A 20,313-nucleotide genomic window follows, 5' to 3' on the forward strand; every position below is an offset into this window, starting at 1 on the left:
TTACTAGACGGTTTGCTTCTTATTTTTTCAATTTATAATCTTGTTGTAAACCGCCTTATTACAAATAGGGATTAATCTATTTTTCTATGAGAATTATTAAACAATTAGTGGGGGGATTTTCCTTGGTCGCCCTCTCGTTAACGGGGTATGCCCAATCGTGGTCACAGATCGATAAAATTGTGGCGAGTGACAGGCAACCCGGAGATTATTTTTCATCTGATTTACAGACCTCATATGGTGTCAGCATTTTTGGAGATTATGCTATTGTGGGTTCGCCAAGAGATGATCACTCTGGACTTACAAATGCGGGTTCGGCGTACATCTACGAGAAGGACGCTAACTGTAACTGGGTAGAGACACAAAAGCTCATCTCACCGGATGCAAATGATAATGATTATTTCGGGTTTGCTGTCGCTATGTACGGCGACTTCTTAGTGGTAAGCGCTAGGAATGATGACGAAGATGAGAACGGGTTGAATTATATGAGTGGTGCCGGTTCCGCTTACGTGTTTCAGAACACGGGTGGATCATGGGTGTTCGTGCAGAAGATCGTTGCCTCTGATAGAGAAACAGGTGCGGCGTATGGACATGATGTTGACATCACCGCTAGACGCATCATTATTGGTGCATGGGGTGAGGATGGCGGAAGTGGCGTTCCTTCTGCAACAAACGCAGGTGCAGCTTATATTTATCGTTGGGATGGCGTGACCTGGAATGAAATTCAAAAGATTGTTGCAAGCGATAGAGCAAGTCAAGATCAATTTGGTACTGCGGTTGCCATTTCTGGAGAGTTTGCTGTGGTAGGTTCGCCTCGCGAAAGTGAGGATGTAAATGGCCTGAACACCATGTCATCTTCTGGATCGGCATATTTTTTTGAATTCATTGGTGGCGTATGGACAGAAGTTCAAAAAGTGACTTCTTCCGACCGCGGATCGAGTGAATACTACGGAATGAGTGTAGATCTCGATAAAGATCGAGCGATTATTGGTGCCAGAAATGACAATCAAGATGAGAACGGAGTTGGTAGTTTGACTGCCGCGGGTTCTGCCTTTATTTATCACCGTGCGCCAGGTGGTTCTGGAACTTGGAATCAGATCAACAAGATCGATGCAAGTGATCGTGCGACAGGTGATAGATTCGGATTTTCTGTGGGAATTTCTGGTAATACAGCCGTTGTTGGAGCTCCTCTTGAAGATCAGGATGCAACTGGAGGGAATACAGTTTCTGGAGCAGGGTCTTCTTACATCTTCGAATTCAACGGGTCAAGCTGGGCTCAAAGTCAGAAGATCGTTCACGGCGACAGAAGTACCTACGACTGGTTTGGTGTGGCCAATGCGATTTATGGTAACGGAATTATTGTTTCTGCCAATGAGGAAGATGAAGATGATTCTGCCGTACCGACCAATACCATGGCAGAATCGGGATCGGCATATATGTTCGATATTTCTCCATCACCGGCTACTCAACCTACGGTAAGTGCTTCATCTCTTACTTTCTGTCCGGGTAATTCAGTTACTCTTTCTATCAGTTCTGGAACCTTGAACGATGCTGCAAATTGGCAGTGGTATACAGGTTCGTGTAATGGAACCGTTGTGGGTACAGGAACGTCTATCACGGTTACTCCAGGCGCAACAACAACGTATTATGTAAACGGTGTAGGCGGATGTGTAAATCCGGGTCCTTGTGGTTCAATCACTGTGTCGGCTACTGGTACATCATGGCATCAAACTTCCCATACTACCTATGGAGATGACGTGAACAATGATGTAGTTACAGATGCAGCTGGAAACGTATATGTAGTGGGTACCTTTATCGATAAAACCACACTAAGCGGAGGTAACAATCCTGATATTTCTCTTAGCACTGGCGTTGGACCTCAGTCTGCAAGTTTTGTGGCCAAGTACGACTTATGTGGAAGTTTGATTTGGGCCGCGCATACCACCAATAGCAAGGACAATTTCGGAAATGCCATTGAGTTGGATGAGAATGCGGGGATTGTATACATCGCTGGTGATTATCTGTCAAACTTGACCTTTGTGTCAGCATGTGGCACTTCTTCTACCATCTATTCTACAGGAAATAGCAAAGGATATGTGGCCGCATTCGAAATGTCGAACGGTTGTCCGATTTTCTTAGAAGAAGTAGTTGAAGATGTTGTTACTTCTCTAGAAGCCATTGCGATCAATGAAACGAATGGTGATATCTATGTAGGTGGATTTGCTGCGCCAAGTTCGTCGGCACCACATACTTCTTATGTTCACAAGTACTCTCCGAGCGGAGGTTTGGGAGGACTCGTTCTCAATATCTCATCTAACAATATGGGTGCTTATAGAAATGAAGTGAAAGACCTAGATTTTGATGAGGTGAACAATTGGCTTTGGGTAATTGGTGACTTTGAAGATGAAGTGGAATTCTTCCCAGGTATGGGTGTGATGTCTGTTCAAATTCCAGGCACAACTACTCAAGATGCCTTCTTGCTTGCGTATGAAGACAATGGAGGAACTTGGAGTACCATCATTAACCGAAGAGGAAATGCTTCTCTTTATATGTCGGGTGAAGGTATTGCTGTGAATCCTTATACAGGAAGTCCTGCTATGGCTGGAACCTACCAGGATGGTGTAAATACGCCATTCCAACTTGGAGGGGTGAACAACCTACCGAGCTTCTCAGGCAATAATGGCTACCTCGTTTATTTTGATTTGGGTCTTGGATCTGGTTGGTCGAAATACGCGAATGTATCGGGTAGTCATGCGTATGGAACGGCTGTTCACGCGGATGGCAATTACATCTATTTCTCAGGTAACTTCAACAGAAATAATGTGAATATTCAATCCATTGGTAACTTCCCATACACTGTGTCTGGAGTTCCTTTGAATTACAACCACGTCTTCTTGGCTTGTTATGAAGACAATGGATTTGGCGTTTGGGGTAATGTAACGGAAGATCCAACGACCAATACCTTTAAGCATGAGTCGAAAGCTATTGCGGCATGGGGTTCTGGTAAGGTGTACACCGTTGGTAATTACTACGGTAAGATGGATTATTTCAACACTTCTGGTTCACCTGTATTGGTGTCTAGTGGTTCGGGTGATAATGCATTCATCTTACGTGCAGAACAGAGCAATGGGGATCTTTACAAGACGTTGAATGAAGAAAACGTGGCTTCAAATGAGCTCACGGTTTTCCCTAACCCAACTTCGGATATTGTAAGGGTTGAAATGACGGATTTCGATCCAGAAACACCATATGTTCTCAGTGTTAGCAATATCGCGGGACAAGTATTGGAGAGAGTTACGATGACCTCTGCGGACGCTGTAATTGACTTGAGTTCTTATAATGCTGGAGTGTATATGCTCAAAGCAGAGAACGGAGAGGAAGTACGCGTTGTGAAAGTCATTAAGACGGAATAATACGCACTGTCTTTCAAGTAGAAGAGCGCCATTTGGCGCTCTTCTTTTTTGCCAAAAAATGAAAAGCCCGGTCATGTGACCGGGCTTTGTTTTATCCAACTGTAGCGGTTTATCGCTTTACAGTTTTTGGAATTTGATCACTTGTTCCGTTCCAATCTCTTCGGAAGAAATGCGAAGCAAGTAAGATCCACTTTGAAGGCTTTCAGCATTCGCAGAGAAGAACTCGTTAAGCTCGCTGATCGTTCCTGTAGTGTTTAGAACTGATTTACCAGTAATGTCAGTGATAACCGCATTCAATTCTTGATCTGCAGAAATCTCTTCGCTAGCGATGTTGAATTGATTCACCACTGGGTTAGGGAACATTTGGATGCTCTCTAGTGCAGCTTCATGAACGTGGCTGTCGTGTGAGCAGGTTACAGGCTCAACAGTCTTGAAGTTAGAGCCGTTGTTCATGTTGTGGTACTTGTGAATGAAATCGTACATACCGCCGTTCATTTCTGAGAAGAACACGTAAAGCCAAGGCTGAGTGTTTTCCGTCATTTTTGAATAAGCCAATGTCGCTGTAGGGCTTACAGATGATGGGTTGTTCGGGATTTGGAAGTAATCCAAGCTGCTAGCAATCCCTGATCCATCAGATGCGATTCTTAAACCGACATATGATTGACCTGCATCATACGTTCTCCAACCTACATTGATACGACCGAAGTTGTGGTTGTAAGCCAAAGTAGGGATCACATTCGTGGTGAAGTTGTTCGGATTGTTTCCCATTGAACCATCGTTCACAACCACTGTAGTTGGCATTACACCAGCCGACCAATCTCTCAAACGCACTGAGATGTTTCGAGTGTCTTCCGTGTACGCATAGGCCCAGTTGTATTCGTTGTGATCACAGCCATCAATGTTCGGGAAAGGATTCTTTCCGTTGATGCTGTTCATGTCTTCGTAGAACGGAGTATACGTGGTTGGTGCACCCGCGCCTCTAAGTGTCCAGAAATCCAGAGCAGACACTTCAATCAGATTCGATTGATATCTTCCTGTATACACATAGTGCATCACCACGTCCCATCCGTTAGGGTTCATATAGTTGTTAGCGTGAGTAAAGGCAACGTCAACGTTTACAGGTACTCGGAAGCTGGTGTTAATCGTATGGATGAATGATGGAGTAAATACCCCTCCTTCGTAAACTGCGGTTTGTAAACTTGTACTAGTGGTCCATGTGATCACGAGAGCGTACTCTTTGTGGTTGTCAATACTGATACGAGTTGGATTCGGATCACTTGACAAGACATGCGTGGTAACAAAGTTCATAGAACAACTTGCTGGGTCGAAGTCGTAGAGATCAACCATGTGCCCTGACCCTGCTTTGTGATATGCCACAAATGCGGTGTATGGACTACCGCCACCTGCACTGCCATATAGTAAACCCACTTCGAGGAAGCTGTACCCACCGTTGTAATTCACGGTTCCGGCACAAATAGGGGTTGGAGATCCACCTACAGTAAGGTGTTGCCAGATTACTCGGCCGTCGGTACCGTCATCGTAGGCGGCCAACGAGCGATCTCCAAGAATGTAGTTAGAGGAATGCGTAGATGGTCCCATAGAAGAACCGCCGGGTAGCGCATACTGATTACTAACAGGTGGCTGGTAGGTCTGAGCAGCCATCGCTCCAGAGAGCAACATCGTAAATAGTACTCTTTTCATGTTTGAATAGATAAAATTGATAAGTTGATTTCATGTAGAATATTTAGGTCTCATTTTCCATGAAATCTCGAATTGGTTACCAATGTATCCATTCGCAAAGCGGAGAACAATACGTAGAAATACGAAATATGTACGTAGAAATACTACAGTTAACACATCCTTCAAATCAATGTAGGAAAAGTACTACGAGATGATGTTTAATATTATTGCGGATTGTTATATGTATTTTTTTATGTGAACTTTCGCCCAATGGCTTTGTCTTATTTACGTGGTAAGGATGAAATTAGGGACATCCATTCTTCTGAATCGTAAAAAGGCGTGCCAGATGCAAGCAAAAGAGGCAGACTTTTCGGTCAATTTATGAGCGGAAGAAGTCGCGTACAGCCTTGTACCCTAATTCTCTTTCCGCTTTGCTGATGTCTAAGTGAGCCTGACGTGTTACATAGTCAACTGACTGAAGCGTGAGCTCCAGTGGGATGCGGAACATATTGAAGAAACGAATGATTCCCCGCACAATGGATGCGGGGATGGTTTTAATGCGAATGTCTCTGTCTGGATATTCCGCTTTAGCGATGGCGAGAAATACATCTTCCAAACGGTAGGGATTGGCATCTGCAATGTTGTAAACATGGAAGCCCAGTTCAGCGCGATTCAGACAGGCGATCACAGCGTCGCAAAGGTTGTCCACGTGTGTCATGCTGGTGCACTCACTGAGAGGGCCTGGAAAGACCATTTTATTGCCCTTTACACGTTTTAGAATGCGCGGACGGAGTGTGTGGTCACCTGGGCCGTAAACGGCTCTTGGACGGAGTGCATATGCCGAAGTGAATGCGCGTTTGCGGATGAGGGTTTCTGCCTTTAGTTTGGTGAGGCCATAGTGGTTTGTGGTTTCGTGCTCCGACACCATGTCTTCATTGTAAGGGATATCCTTTCGAAAGGAATAGACGGATGGAGAGGAAATGAAAACGAAGGTGCATTCACTTGAGAGGTTATTGCACACGTTTGTTGTTGCAGAAACATTCGCGGCAAAAAGATCTTCGTACGACGCTTTATCATCGGCCAGGCCTGCGACGTGAATGCAAGCGGTAAAGGTGCCTCTTGGGACGTTATTCAACAAATCAACTTGAACGTACTCTACGTTATCCAACGCATCAAATCGATGACAAGTTGTTCTACCTGTAGCCGTAATCTTCGTATTGGGAAGAGCGGCTAGGCGTTCAACAATTCTTCCTCCAATAAATCCAGAAGCACCGGTAATGAGAAGGTTCTTCGATTTCATTTGCCCTAGTAATTGTGGATTTAAGATAGGAGAAAAAGAAACCCCGACGTTGCTTGCGCAAGTCGGGGTGTAAACGAAGGAACTGTGTGAAATTCGTTTACTCAAGAATACACTTCAGCGCACGCGTGTCACTTGTACTGCGGATGCGAAGGATGTACATCCCAGCCGGGTGTGTATTCAGTTGTAGTTCAGAAGAATGATTGCCATCCAATTCCCATGTTTGAACTGTTCTACCGTTGAGGTCAACGAGTTCAGCCTTTTCAAGGTTGTCATTCGCTTCTATTCTAAGGAGATCAGAAGCCGGTTGTGGGAACATGTTGATAGTGATTCCTTCATTTTCATGCAATCCAATCGTACTTGGGTCCATGATGTTAAGATTGAATCCTGTTTTGAAAACGTTGCCTAGTGAGTCAATTCCCAATGAATCTCCTGCCCAAGATTGGCAGATAGTATCTCCCATAGCATCAACTTCAAGGATGGAAAGAATAACGGTATATGGACCATTTCCGCTGTATTGATGTTGAGGGAAAGGTTGGTTAGACGTTGCGCCATCGCCAAAATCCCAATGGTAATAGAGGGTGTTGGCAGGGTTGGTTCCTGTGGATGTGTTGTACATGTTTATCACAGAGCCTCCACTTAACATGGTGTCAACCGTAAAACTTGCATTACATGTGCCTGTCACATCAATACTTCCACTGTCAATAGCACAGCCGTGGTGAGTGAGCGTCCACGTGTAAGTGCCAACCGCTGAGAATGTTTTGTAAAAGTACTGCTGTGTGTAGCTTGTTCCGTCCGAGAACACCCATTCCGCATTGCTCATGTCCCAACTTTGGTTGGCGGCATATGCATAGAACGAGTACTTGTTGGTTGAATGTTTGGTTGCTCCACCTTGAACGTTACATGGGTCAACACAAGAAACATCTACAGAATCACTAAAGGATACTTGAGCTCCACTGGTTGTGTAATGTACCGTTTGAATGGATACAATTTGATTTTGGCAGTTTCGCACTTGGTATTCAAACCGACCGGCTCCTGAGTTATACTGACTGGTAATGGTTTTGTTGAGCTCACCGTTTGAATCGGTGTAATAAGAGCGCCCATTTCCAGAACCATTGGAGTTGTAATCCCAAATGAAAATTTCATATCCCGCTAGCGCAGGTCCTTGAATGGCTGTAGAGTAGGAGGTGAGCTTCATGTTGAGTTGAAGCTGTGCAGGCTGTGCCCAAGCAAGTGAGCTCGAGAGCAAGGCCGCAGAAAAGAGTAGTAACTTTTTCATAATTCGTTGTTTTATTAGAGGTCTCTATTCACTACTACGGCGGAGCAGGGGGAGGGGTGACAGCAGTAGGTTGAGAAGAAGCATGTGAAAAAGAAAAAGCCCAGTCCTGCGACTGAGCTTTTCATGCTTACCTTTTAATTCAACGGATGTTAGCAGCCTTAGTGAAAGTGATAGCTCGTTCCTGGAAGTTGGGAAAGTACGTCATCGCCAAGATCTAGGGCCTGGGCTCTACTTTCCACTGCAGGAGAAATGGTATCGTGGAATTGCAGATACTCTTTCACGGCATCATGGATGGTATACTCCATAATTTGAGGTTCGAGGATATTGGGCATTCTGCACAGCATGTTATCCGCCTCGCCTTCTCTCCTGCAAGCCGACAAAGTGTAGAGTTTATCGGTTTGAAGAGGTTCACCACCTACAAGTATGGATGCAATGCGCTCTCCTTCCGGACGATTGGCGTAAAACTCTATTTCCATTCCTGAAAAACGCACTAGCCAACCTCCAAATCGTTCGGTTGGATTTTGGGCGAATACATGGTGCAACTCTGATTCGAGCCAATTGGCTATTTGCTCGCCCGTCGCCTTTCCGGTTTTTACCTTCTCGTTCACCGGAAGCATATTCCAAAGGTGTCCCTCAGTGATAGGAGCAACTCCATTTTCGTTCAATGCTATCGGAGGACTAAATCGGAAACCGTTTGATATGGAGATGTCTACCCCTGTTTTCCATCTAGCCGCATCTGTAATGAAGTTATCCATGGGGTTTTCTACCACAAAATAACGGTAAAGCGGTGTAGAGGAATAACCAATGATTGTTTCGGTTTCTTGGCGATATTGGGCGGTTTCTCGCGCAATTAATTCCGACATAGCCGTGTGGGGCGGATACACATCTGGATCGACCTCCAGCAATTCATACGTGTCTTCCGTTACCCTTCCATTTTCCACTTTCAATGTGAGCTTGCCTACAAAAGAGGCAAAGGCTCCAGGTTCTGTCACTTTGGCGAATTTACCGTCAAGGGGCGTTCGAATGCGTTCATGGGTGTCGTTTCCCAGAATGTAATCCACGCGCTCAAGCGCAGGGTGGTTCGCCAAATCAAACTGCTTGCTAATGCCGATGTGGGTGACGAGAAAGAGCACATCTACGCCCTTTTCATCTTTCAGTTCGGCAATGAGTGCATCTAGATTGGCGCGTATGGGATCAAACCGAATTCCCTCGCTAAAAGATGGGTTTTGACGAATGGGAATTTCGGGATCGTTGTAGGAAATGAATCCGAGTTTTACGCCATGGACCTCTCTGATGAAGTAAGGTGGGAAAAGGGGATCGCTTGATTCATGATGATACATGTTGGCGGAGATTACTGGAGTCTCGTAGGATTCAAGTACGTCTGTCATTTGCTGCTTGCCATACACGACTTCCCAGTTTCCCGGTATGATGAAGTCGTACCCCATGGCTTTTACAATGGGGCCGAATGCATTTCCTTCCGAAAGAGCCGCTTCGGCACTACCTTGAATGAGGTCGCCACCATCCAAGATGATGGTTCCTTTTGGGTTTGCTTCTCGCTCTCTTTCGAAGAGTGTTTTCACGCTGGCCAATCCGCCCAGCGTTTTGAAATGGATGCGATCATTTTCCCAAAAGAGCTCGTCGTGCGCATAAAGCTGACCGTGAATATCGGCTGTTTGTAGAATGGTGATATACTGAGTTTCACCTGTATGGTTAGAGGGGTTACTTGCACCTGTTGAACAGGCCGAAACTAGCCCGCTAAGGGCGGCTAAGCCCAGAATTTTTTTATCAATCATGATTTGCCTTTTATCTGAAGAAGGCGTGGTGTTCCTTCCATATAATTCCACAGCGATAAGGTTCTCAACGTGTCGAGAATTCCCGTGGATTACAGATAAACCTTGTAGTTCTGATAGAGAATGTAGAGTGGAACGTCAATCCCAATTGAGGCGACTTGGAACCCTTCAACAAGGAATAGCTCACCTGCTAAAGGTTGACGTGATAAATCAAAGATCTCGCTTGGTTCTAGGCCAAGAACTATCGGTTGAGTAAGGGAAGTCTCCACAGATGCAATTGCATCCATTCGTTCTACACAGCACGAGTGATGGGCTGTTTGTGACTTGTTGGTAACCGAAGTGGTGGGGAGGTCTAGAGCGGTTTCAATGGCATTTCGAACCTTGCAAGGAACCACCAAGAGCATCACCGCCAAGAAAGCAGAGAACAGAAGGGATACTATGTTTTTCCGATGGTGCAAAGTCACGCTGCGATATTACGCAAAATGAAATCCGATGAGGTGACTTAGGTTACATTGGAGAGGGAGCAGGGAGATGCGCTTGAAGCGATTCTTTCTGTCAGCAGCACGGCAAACAGTGAGATTTCAAATAGAAGAGGGGGATCGCTCATTATAGCGATCCCCCTCCATTGATAATGCTTGTCCTGTTTTCCTATTTGTGTACTCGGTTTCAAGAACAATTAAGCAACAATACCTCCTACAGTAAATGAATTAATTAGTCTACGAATCACAACGAAATATGGGACTTTCTCATTAACTGGAGCAATTTTATAGAATACTGAGTCTACGGTTGTTAGCTTTATTTGTAAGTTGTATACGTAATTCTTGTGAGTGTTGTAGGTTAATGTTTTCAGCGAGAAAATGTATCGTTCTTTGAATCTCTGCTATGCTCACAATCGATGTTTACCAATGTCTAGCATCTGAATGATAGACGATTAGCACAACACCTAGCCGTGAAGAAGATTTTTATTGCCGATAATCATCCCGTTATTTCAAGAGCGCTAGTAGCGATACTGGCAAAGGTTGGATATAAAGATGTTTTGGTTGAGCATGACTTGAAAATGGTCATGCGAAAGGTGAAGGAATACTCGCCAGACCTTATCATCATGGATATCGACTTTGACGGTACCAATAGCTTATCGGTAGTAGAACAGTTGATCGCGACTAACAGAGGGATTCCCATTGTGATGTATACATATATGGAATCCCCAAGTGTTTATGGTCGGTTCTTGGATGCGGGAGTAGTCGACGTGCTGAGTAAATCAAGCGACATTCAACAGATTCAAACTACGTTGATGAATGCGCTAGATGGAACCAAGCGAATGGAGATCATTCAAAACCGAGCGAAAGAGCTTTCATCCATAGACAGTTCCGCTCTTGCTCGTTTTTCCGACCGTGAGCGTCAGGTTTTTAAGGGTGTAGTTGAGGGAAAATCGAACAAAGCCATTGCCCACGAAATGGATATCAGTCCAAAATCCGTAAGCACCTATAAATCGAGAATTACAGAGAAACTGGGTATCGCTTCGGTAAAGGAGCTTACCAAAGTGGCTGGATTAATTCATAAGAATGGTAGCCAAACTCCATGAAACAGTTCTTCCATCGCGATTGGCGAAAGGTGCTTATTCTCACCGCAATAGTTCAGATTGCCTTTACTTCTCTTGCACTGAGTTCTCCGGTACTTTCGCTTTCTCGGACCAATAGAACTCCTCAGTGGTTTATTCAATACAATTGGAATTGGACACAAGACGACTACTTCTACTCCTCTAAGGTTAGTAGTCAAATGTGGGTTCATGATGATACCATCTTCATGAATTCAGGAGAGGGTTTGGTGTACTCCACCAATGGAGTTGAATGGTGTGGGTATCATGAGAACATCAATACCCGGTTCCTGAGAATTTTGGGGTTCACTATTTTAAATGGTGAACGGTACTACAGAACAAATGGGGATGTCTTAATCAATAGCGCAGGAGAGGAGAAGTACGTTTTTCGTAGGGCGGGTTCCGATTGGATGATAACCAAGAATCAATTTCTGGATGGTCAGCTGGGGTCATTTCTGTATACGCCGCATGACACTTTGTGGGGCAAGAATAGTCGCTTGGCATATGATATTGGAGACAATATTTTAATCATAGACGAGCTCGAGGTAAAAGTCTATTACAAAGCGTCCGGCAAATTGCTGACGATTCATCAACTCAAAGAGCTCGCCGAGCAGGCCGTTGAACGCCCCATACAAGTGATCACCCTCTCTCAGGGGTGGATGATTAAGATCAACGATGAAGTTTTAGATATTCGAATGGACTCCAATGGTCGCGCTTATGTTCATTCCGTTTCAAAAATTGATCCTGTGTTGTACTTGCATCAATATGGAGATGCAGTAGTGGTTGAAAGCGGAATGGAGTATACCCTTTACTCTGGGAGACTAGATCAAGCGGATTATAACAAGTTCAAATCGCTCAACGTTAATCACATACATCCGTATAAAGACAAGTACATTGCCATCAGTTCCACTCGTGGAGTGGCCCTACTCACGCCAACCTATGTCAAGGTGATCAATCCCATTAGCGATATCAATAGCATGGTAGATGGAATTCTCACTTTTAACGGAGATTACTGGATGGTGAAAAGGAATGTGGGGGTGATTGGGATGGGGATGGAATACGATGACGTTCCAGCAGAAATTCGCTCAGAATTTTCATCTTCATACAGACTTATGAGCTTTCCTTTCAAGGGACGCAGGTTAGTGATCGACCAAAATGTTTACCCTCATTCCGGAATAGATTTCATCTGCCCAACAGCCGAGGAATTAAAGGATTGGAGCGGAGATGTTTACCTCAGATTCTGTGCAGCACGAATTCAACAAATAGATGCACAGAGCCTATTCCTTCAGAATGATAATCACATTTTTAAACTTACCGTTGGAGAAGGGTTTCTGAGATGTGACACAATTCTCATTGATAAGAGTCGTCATATTTACGGCTTCGACTCCTTCCAGCATAAGGGAGAAACCCACTATTGGGTGTCATATTGGGATCATTTCGTTCTTTATGATCAGAATTGGGAAGAAATAAGAGAACACGACATTCCCAAAGTTCGAAATGTTCTTTCCATCGGTGACGAGCTCGTGGTATGCTCGCACTTAAGTGGTCTATTTATCATTGACGAAGATCGTGTGGAAAAGGTGGTGATCAATAATCTCCAGGCTAATTCTCATCTCTCAAAAGCAGACTTTTTAAATGGAACTTTTTATTTGCTGGGAAATAGCGGGCTGATGTATCAAGATTCCGCATTTGTTGTTCAGCAGTTGCGGAGCCATCATCCCATTGCACTAGCGAACGTGTATCGAGAGTTTACGGTAGAAACAAACGGCGGATTGTTTGAGATTGCAATTCAGATATCCGACTCCAGTCTTGCCATTGCTACCTCTGTCGGCCTCATAGAGTGGAAGGTGCCTGCAACATCTGCTGTTCAAGTGAAGAACCTTGAAGAACTCTACACCATTTACAATCGCCTAACTACAGAATTGGCCTATCGATTTACCGAGAGATCACAGGGTACGTGGGAACAGATATCCATGGAGCAATCGATGACGAAGCAGAGCGATAACTTGTACTACCTGATTGGTAATAAAGGGACGTATTACTTTTACGACACCTACAAATGGTGGGTAACACCTCCCGTGTGGCTCATCCTTTCATTCTCAGGCCTCTTTTTCTTACTCATCCTTTATTTGATACGGTTGATCTTTGTGCGATCCCTTCAAAGACGTGTTCAAAAGATGAGTTTAAAGTTTGGTTACGAACCGATGAAGGGAAACATCGATCTTCCTTCTTCCCTCAGCTTGGTCAATCACGATTTAGGGGGGAGTATTTCCGTAATTCACACACTTTTGGGAGCTATGAAGAGCAATCCTGAAGTGAGTAAAGACGAACTAACCATTGTGCAAAACCTCTTGCAGGAGACGAGAAACTCCATCTCTTCTCGAATCATGAAACTCTGTTCGCGGGAAGAAAGTGCCAAGGAGAGTCTTTTGGTAATTGTGAGAGAACTAAAGGGGGAGATTGCGGCTTATGCCAAGTTGAAATCCGTTAAAGTGGAATTCGATTATGACCCTGAGATGGAGAACAAGGAGATTCCGTGCAGTGATTTGTTGAAGCGAGCGATTTCCATCACACTTGGAAACGCCCTAAAATTCTCACCTTCCAGTTCTAAGGTTCGCGTGGAGATTGCGGTAGAAGATGATCTTCTGATCACAAAAGTGAAAGACAATGGACCGGGTTTACAGCCGGGATGGAAAATCGATAGCGGGATTAAAAAGCCCGGTAGTTCGGGGGAATTTGGATCGGGTATCGCACTCAAAATAATTCAGCCTTTGATTGAAATGGTGGACGGTCAAATCACCTTAGAAAATCGAACGGATAGACGAGGAGCCATTGCTATCATCAAATTGCCATTGAACTGATCGTGGAGTGCCCACTTCAGTCAAATTGTTGAATCACTCCGTTGTAATAGGCCAGTTCACGCCATTCTTTCTTGGTGAACAAATTCAGCTTTGAGGAAATCTTAGTCTTGTAAGACCCCACTGTATTGATGCTGATGTTCATTTCATCTGCAATATCCTTGTAGGATTTTCCCCTGACAACCGCATAGTAGATGAGGAACTCTCGGTTCGAAAGGCTTCGCAATTTTTCCGATCCTTCCACATAGTTCACCATGGAAATCAGAATCTCATTGTCGAAGTATCGCTTGCCTGCCATCACCTGAAGTACAGCTTCCTTGAGTGTCTCAAAATCCGTGGTCTTATTGATGAAACCACTCACTCCTACCGCCAAAAATTGCTTCGCTACCACTGGGGAGCGGTGCATGGTATAGATAACAATCGGAAGGTCGGGCCAAAGAGTGTGTATGTGCTTCGTTACATCCAACGAATTGACATTGTGGAAATCCACATCGAGTATCAGTAAATCTGGGGTGTCTGTTTTAATCGCTTTGATGATTTGATGGAGATCGGTAATGACGAGTGACGATTCGAACCCAATACTTTTTAATACAGGTTCTAAAGCATATGCGATCACAGGATGATCATCTGCGATTATTACTTTCTTCATAGACATGTCTGTAAACTGCTGAACGATACTTTCAACAAGTTAAGCAATACCACTTTCAATTTCTTCACGTCCTCTATTGCGGTATCGGCTTGTCGAAACTACAACTCAGGGCATTATCTGAACATTGCCCTACACGAAAATCAGTTTATACTCACCAAAGATCCTTCTTAGTCCTACAACGCTGGTATAAGTGTCTCAAGAGATTTGTGCTTTCGGAAAAAAGTGTTTTTGCCTTACAGACCTAAACCATAATGATTTTATCACGAGACTTATGACCACCGTTGCATCGAAATTTCTGCTCAGCCTGTTGATCGTTCTCGCATGTTTCTCGGAACAAGCGAATGCATTTGAGTCTAATACAGACTCGGTCAACTGGTATTCTTCAATGACCAAGTTTATCGCTGAAAGCGAATATCATCTAAACGCATCTGAGGATGCTTGCCACGTTGAGTTTTCACTTTTCAATCGCTCCAATGGTTACCACGCGTCACTTGAGGACGCTGGTTTTACGATGGAGTTGCTGGAAGGTGAAACGCCTATTTCCATCAATCTGCACCAGATTTTAGTAGATGGTAAGCCCAAGTACAGTTCCAACTTGCAAGGGTACAATCAGATAAACAAGAATGAGGTTACATTTTGGCACAAAGGCTTTCAAGTTCAATATGTGAACACGAATGATGGATTGCGCCAGAATTTTATCCTTCCAGAAAATCCAGGTGGTAACACCTTAAATATTCAACTCAGTGTCTCTGGAGCCAATCCTCAATTGGCCAATGCGAATAAGGTTGGACTCTTCCGCAATGGAGAAGAAGTGCTGCAATATGCCGACTTAAAAGTTTGGGATGCAACGGGAGCTGCGCTACCCGGTGAAATGAAGGTGGTGAATGGCCGCATTCAATTAGAGGTCACTGGATTGGAAAGTGCAATTTATCCATTGGTCATTGACCCCTTGTCCAGCACACCCGCGAGTGTTTTGGAATCGAATCAGGCGAATGCCAGTTTTGGATACTCTGTTTCTTCTGCGGGAGATGTCAATGGGGATGGGTATTCCGATGTGATTGTGGGGGCATATTACTACACCAACGGGCAGAGCAATGAAGGTGCGGCTTATGTTTATTTGGGCAGTGCTACGGGCTTGTCCAGCACACCCGCGAATATTTTTGAATCGAATCAGGCAGGTGCCTATTTTGGATACGCTGTTTCTTCTGCGGGGGATGTCAATGGGGATGGGTATTCCGATGTGATCGTGGGGGCATATTACTACGACAACGGGCAGAGCGATGAAGGTGCGGTTTATGTTTATTTGGGCAGTGCTACGGGCTTGTCCAGCACACCGGCAAATATTTTTGAATCGAATCAGGCAGGTGCCTATTTTGGAAACTCTGTTTCTACTGCGGGAGATGTCAATGGGGATGGGTATTCCGATGTGATCGTGGGGGCATATTACTACACCAACGGGCAGAGCGATGAAGGTGCGGCTCATGTTTATTTGGGCAGTTCTACGGGCTTGTCCAGCACACCGGCGAATATTTTGGAATCGAATCAGGCAGGTGCCTACTTTGGATACGCTGTTTCTTCTGCGGGGGATGTTAATGGGGATGGGTATTCCGATGTGATCGTGGGGGCATATAGATACGACAACGGGCAGAGCGAAGAAGGTGCGGCTTATGTTTATTTGGGCAGTGCTACGGGCTTGTCCAGCACACCCGCGAATATTTTTGAATCGAATCAGGTAAGTGCCCGTTTCGGAAGCTCTGTTTCTTCTGCGGGGGATGTCAATGGGGATGGGTATTCCGATGTGATCGTGGGGGCAAATCAATACACCAACGGGCAGAGCAATGAAGGTGCGGCTTATGTTTATTTGGGCAGTTCTACGGGCTTGTCCAGCACACCAGCGAATATTTTTGAATCGAATCAGGCAGGTGCCTTTTTTGGAAACTTTGTTTCTTCTGCGGGGGATGTCAATGGGGATGGGTATTCCGATGTGATTGTGGGGGCATATGCCTATGACAACGGGCAGAGCAATGAAGGTAGGGCTTATGTTTATTTGGGCAGTTCTACGGGCTTGTCCAGCACACCGGCGAATATTTTTGAATCGAATCAAGTGAGTGCCAATTTTGGAAACTCTGTTTCTTCTGCGGGGGATGTCAATGGGGATGGGTATTCCGATGTGATCGTGGGGGCAAATAGATACGACAACGGGCAGAGCGATGAAGGTGCGGCTTTTGTTTATTTTGGGGGGGCATCAGAGTTGAGTAGCACGCCAGTTGGCCAATGGACATTAAATCAGGCGTATGCCAATTTTGGATACTCTGTTTCTTCTGCGGGAGATGTAAACGGGGATGGGTATGAGGATGTGATCGTTGGGGCAAATTACTACGACAACGGGCAGAATTTAGAAGGTGCGGCTTTTGTTTATTTGGGCAGTGCTACGGGCTTGTCCAGCACACCCGCGAATATTTTTGAATCGAATCAGGCAAGTGCCTTTTTTGGAAACTCTGTTTCTTCTGCGGGGGATGTCAATGGGGATGGGTATTCCGATGTGATCGTGGGGGCATATCAATACACCAACGGGCAGACCGATGAGGGTGCTGCCTTTGTTTATCTAGGGAGTGCCTCTGGACTTTCTGCCGTTCCTTCGGATACGTTGGAACTGAATCTGGAATATTCTGAATTTGGCTTTTCTGTATCGAGTGCTGGTGATGTAAATGGTGATGGTTATTCCGATGTTATTGTGGGGGCTCCTTACCCAAATTCCGCAGCAATCACAAATGATGGAGCCTTCTTTGTTTTTCTAGGGAGTGCTTCGGGCTTGTCACGAACCCCTGCGAATATGAAATCTAGCCAACTAGGCTCAGAATTGGGGCAATCTGTGGCGAGTGCCCCAATGAATATGTTTGTATCCTTTCAGCCACTCCCAAATAATTTTAATATAGGCTATTCAGTATCGAGTGCTGGAGATGTCAATGGGGATGGATATTCGGATGTGATCGTGGGGGCTGCTTATTATAGCAATGGCCAAACTGAAGAAGGTGCGGCTTATGTCTATTTGGGCAGTTCTACGGGCTTGTCCAGCACACCGGCGAATATTTTAGAATCGAATCAAGCAAATGCCAATTTTGGATGGTCTGTTTCTTCTGCAGGGGATGTCAATGGCGATGGTTATTCGGATGTGATCGTGGGGGCATATAGATACGACAACGGGCAGAGCGAAGAAGGTGCGGCTTATGTTTATTTGGGCAGTGCTACGGGCTTGTCCAGCACACCAGCGAATATTTTTGAATCGAATCAGGTAAGTGCCCGTTTCGGAAGCTCTGTTTCTTCTGCGGGGGATATCAATGGGGATGGATATTCCGATGTGATCGTTGGGGCATATTACTACGACAACGGGCAGAGCGATGAAGGTGCGGCTTATGTTTATTTGGGCAGCGCTACGGGTTTGTCCAGCACACCGGCGAATATTTTTGAATCGAATCAGACGTATGCCAATTTTGGAACCTCTGTTTCTTCTGCGGGGGATGTCAATGGGGATGGGTACTCGGATGTTATTGTGGGGGCTAATAATCAACAAAGCTCCTCTCAAGGAGGAGCGGGATATGTCTATTTAGGCAATGAGAATGGAGGATTGCGCAGCAATGTGGTTACGTATGACCAAAACCAAACGAGCAAATGGACGATTTCTAGCATAGGCGACAACAGTTTTACCGTTGGACTTTTCAATAAATCACCGAATGGTCGTGTAAACGGAGCCATTCAAGTAGAGACCGTTGGGGAAGGCCAGGCCTTTGGAACGGGAACGGTTACCACTGGCTCTTTCTCTGATTTGGGAACAGCAGGTAAAGAGCAAAAACTCACCGTAAATTATGAGCCGGGTGTTCGAACTCGCTATCGCGTACGTCAGGTATTTGACAAGCAAACATCCATTGACGGTCGTATCTATGGTCCATGGAGAAATGGTTCTTTAGAGGGGCTTATAGGTGGTGATGCCGTTTTGTATGATGGAGCATGGCACAAAGGAAGTGGTGTTTCAGGCGCTCCTACTACCGCAGATAACAGCAAGCGTCTTCTCATCCATGGATCTGGTGCCTTGATTTCAGTGCAAGCCACGGTACAAGATCTCATCATCAGTGCGGGAAGTGATTTAACAATTCAAGCGGGCCAGTGTCTTACGGTTCAGGGTGAGGCCGGGAATGAAGGAACCCTCACAATAGGAAGTGATGCCAACGCTAAACATGGTAATTACATCGGTCCATCGCTTGCGAATGTAGAGGTGGAGTTGTCTATTACGGATGAAGGATGGCACAATTTGTCGGTTCCTGTATCTATTACGTTAAGAGAGTGGGCTAAACAGAATACCGATGGAAGTATTGATACGTCTGGACAGAGCAATAGACAGAACGTTTGGAAGTACAACACAACGTTAAGCAACGGTGCGAATGGTGGATACGCCAACGGCAGTTACAGCAGTCATTCTTGGGGGACCTGGGAGATGTTTGGCAAAGACGATACGCTTGTAGGGAAAGGGTTGAACGTCTATATAGACGGCAACTACAACGGCGCACCTCAAGTGCTAAAAGCGGTAGGGACCACCATAGATGAAGATGTAGATATTCCATTGTACAATAGCTATGGTGGATGGAGCCTTGTGGGTAATCCATATCCTGGAAGTTTGAATTTGAATCAGCTCTATACTGAGAATAGTAGCGCGATGAACCCAGGGGTTTACATTTGGAATGAAGCCAGTTCAAACCTTATTGCAGTGGATGCCCAAACCGGACTAGCGATTAATGGCAGCTTGGGAACAAACGCCAATGGCGTAGCTGTAAGTATGGGACAATCGTTTTATATGCGTCCATCTGACTTCAATAACAACACTGCTAGTCAGGGATCGTCAAATAATTCTTTCTCACAAACGCTTACATTAAGTCAAACTCAAATGGTATGTGGCTCCAATTACCTCTGGAAGTCGAGCTATCCGGTAATCCGCTTGATTTCTGAATTCTCAGGAAGCACTTCCAAAGATGAAGTAGCCTTGGTATTCGATCCAACGTTTACCGATGGCTATCAAAAGTCGGAGGACATTGAAAAGTACTTTGCCGTTCAAGGGGATGTACCGGGCTTGTTTATTGCCGATGATGACAATGCTATGTCTATTGCCAAGTGGAGTACTCCGGTAGATAAAGACACTATTCCAATGGGGCTTACAACCGCTCATGATGGTAGTATGAAGATTCATATGGTAGAGTCTCCATCTCATTGGAACGTGTATCTAAAAGACCTCAAGACCCAAACGGTGACCTATCTAAACGGAGGTGATTACAACTTCCAACAGGACACAGCTTACGGTCCAGATCGCTTTGAGTTGATTGTAGCTCTGAGTAGCGTTTCGGCAGAAGAGCACAACCGCATGTTGTCCTCAGATCCATTCGCCTATAAAGCGAATGACGAAACCATGATTATCGACTTTGGATCATTTGCGGGATCTAATGTGAGCCTACAGTTGTACAATTTGAATGGACAACGAGTTTGGGCTTGCAACGAACCCGGAGTGGACCGAAAGAGATATGTACAAGACTTACAACCTGGTGCATACATTCTAATGATGCAGACTAGCGAAGGACGTGTATATCAACAAAAGATGATTTGGTAATCATCACAGAAACAAGAAGAGAGGAGTGATCCCGATGTGTTTTACTCATCCGTTCGGGATTGCTTTCCCTTTCATAACCAAGAACGATTCGAATGAATCAAGATTA

At 45.1% G+C, this 20,313-nt stretch carries 10 protein-coding genes; 4 read left to right on the forward strand and 6 right to left on the reverse strand.

The annotated features are described in order from the left end of the window. The first annotated feature begins 86 nt into the window (after positions 1 to 86). Positions 87 to 3,410: a T9SS type A sorting domain-containing protein gene (locus tag F8C82_RS12845; RefSeq protein WP_151693992.1), complete on the forward strand. Its 3,324-nt coding sequence runs from the start codon at positions 87 to 89 to the stop codon at positions 3,408 to 3,410. 117 nt (positions 3,411 to 3,527) lie between these two features. Here the strand turns inward: F8C82_RS12845 and F8C82_RS12850 are convergent, their stop codons facing one another. The 5 genes from F8C82_RS12850 to F8C82_RS12870 form a co-directional block, all read right to left on the reverse strand. Beyond that, entirely contained in the window at positions 3,528 to 5,111 is a 1,584-nt protein-coding gene (locus tag F8C82_RS12850) for a T9SS type A sorting domain-containing protein (protein WP_151693993.1), read from the reverse strand. A 358-nt stretch (positions 5,112 to 5,469) separates the two neighbouring features. After that, complete coding sequence (locus F8C82_RS12855) at positions 5,470 to 6,390, reverse strand: NAD-dependent epimerase/dehydratase family protein (protein ID WP_151693994.1); 921 nt, start codon at positions 6,388 to 6,390, stop codon at positions 5,470 to 5,472. 97 nt (positions 6,391 to 6,487) lie between these two features. Beyond that, entirely contained in the window at positions 6,488 to 7,666 is a 1,179-nt protein-coding gene (locus F8C82_RS12860) for a PKD domain-containing protein (protein ID WP_151693995.1), read from the reverse strand. Positions 7,667 to 7,824: 158 nt separating this feature from the next. Beyond that, complete coding sequence (locus F8C82_RS12865; protein ID WP_151693996.1) at positions 7,825 to 9,459, reverse strand: bifunctional metallophosphatase/5'-nucleotidase; 1,635 nt, start codon at positions 9,457 to 9,459, stop codon at positions 7,825 to 7,827. Between the two features lie 89 nt (positions 9,460 to 9,548). Further along, positions 9,549 to 9,920 (reverse strand): hypothetical protein, encoded by a 372-nt coding sequence (locus F8C82_RS12870; protein WP_151693997.1) that lies wholly within the window; start codon positions 9,918 to 9,920, stop codon positions 9,549 to 9,551. 485 nt (positions 9,921 to 10,405) lie between these two features. Between F8C82_RS12870 and F8C82_RS12875 the strand changes: the two genes are divergently transcribed. Together F8C82_RS12875 and F8C82_RS12880 are read left to right on the forward strand one after the other, a co-directional pair. After that, complete coding sequence (locus tag F8C82_RS12875; protein ID WP_151693998.1) at positions 10,406 to 11,038, forward strand: response regulator transcription factor; 633 nt, start codon at positions 10,406 to 10,408, stop codon at positions 11,036 to 11,038. Further along, positions 11,035 to 13,911, forward strand: coding sequence for a sensor histidine kinase (locus F8C82_RS12880; protein WP_151693999.1), 2,877 nt, complete (start codon positions 11,035 to 11,037; stop codon positions 13,909 to 13,911). The genes F8C82_RS12875 and F8C82_RS12880 overlap by 4 nt, the downstream gene beginning before the upstream one ends. A 16-nt stretch (positions 13,912 to 13,927) precedes the next feature. On the opposite strand, the gene F8C82_RS12885 is transcribed toward F8C82_RS12880, so the two are convergent. Then, on the reverse strand, positions 13,928 to 14,557 hold the full coding sequence (locus tag F8C82_RS12885; RefSeq protein ID WP_170266260.1) for a response regulator transcription factor: 630 nt from the start codon (positions 14,555 to 14,557) through the stop codon (positions 13,928 to 13,930). Between the two features lie 271 nt (positions 14,558 to 14,828). Here F8C82_RS12885 and F8C82_RS12890 point away from each other — a divergent pair, with 271 nt between their 5' ends. Continuing rightward, the gene (locus tag F8C82_RS12890; RefSeq protein ID WP_151694001.1) at positions 14,829 to 20,207 is read left to right on the forward strand and encodes an FG-GAP-like repeat-containing protein; all 5,379 of its coding nucleotides are present in this window, start codon (positions 14,829 to 14,831) and stop codon (positions 20,205 to 20,207) included. Positions 20,208 to 20,313: the final 106 nt, after the last annotated feature.

It is taken from the genome of Phaeocystidibacter marisrubri (genome assembly GCF_008933165.1).
Lineage (GTDB): Bacteria > Bacteroidota > Bacteroidia > Flavobacteriales > Schleiferiaceae > Phaeocystidibacter > Phaeocystidibacter marisrubri.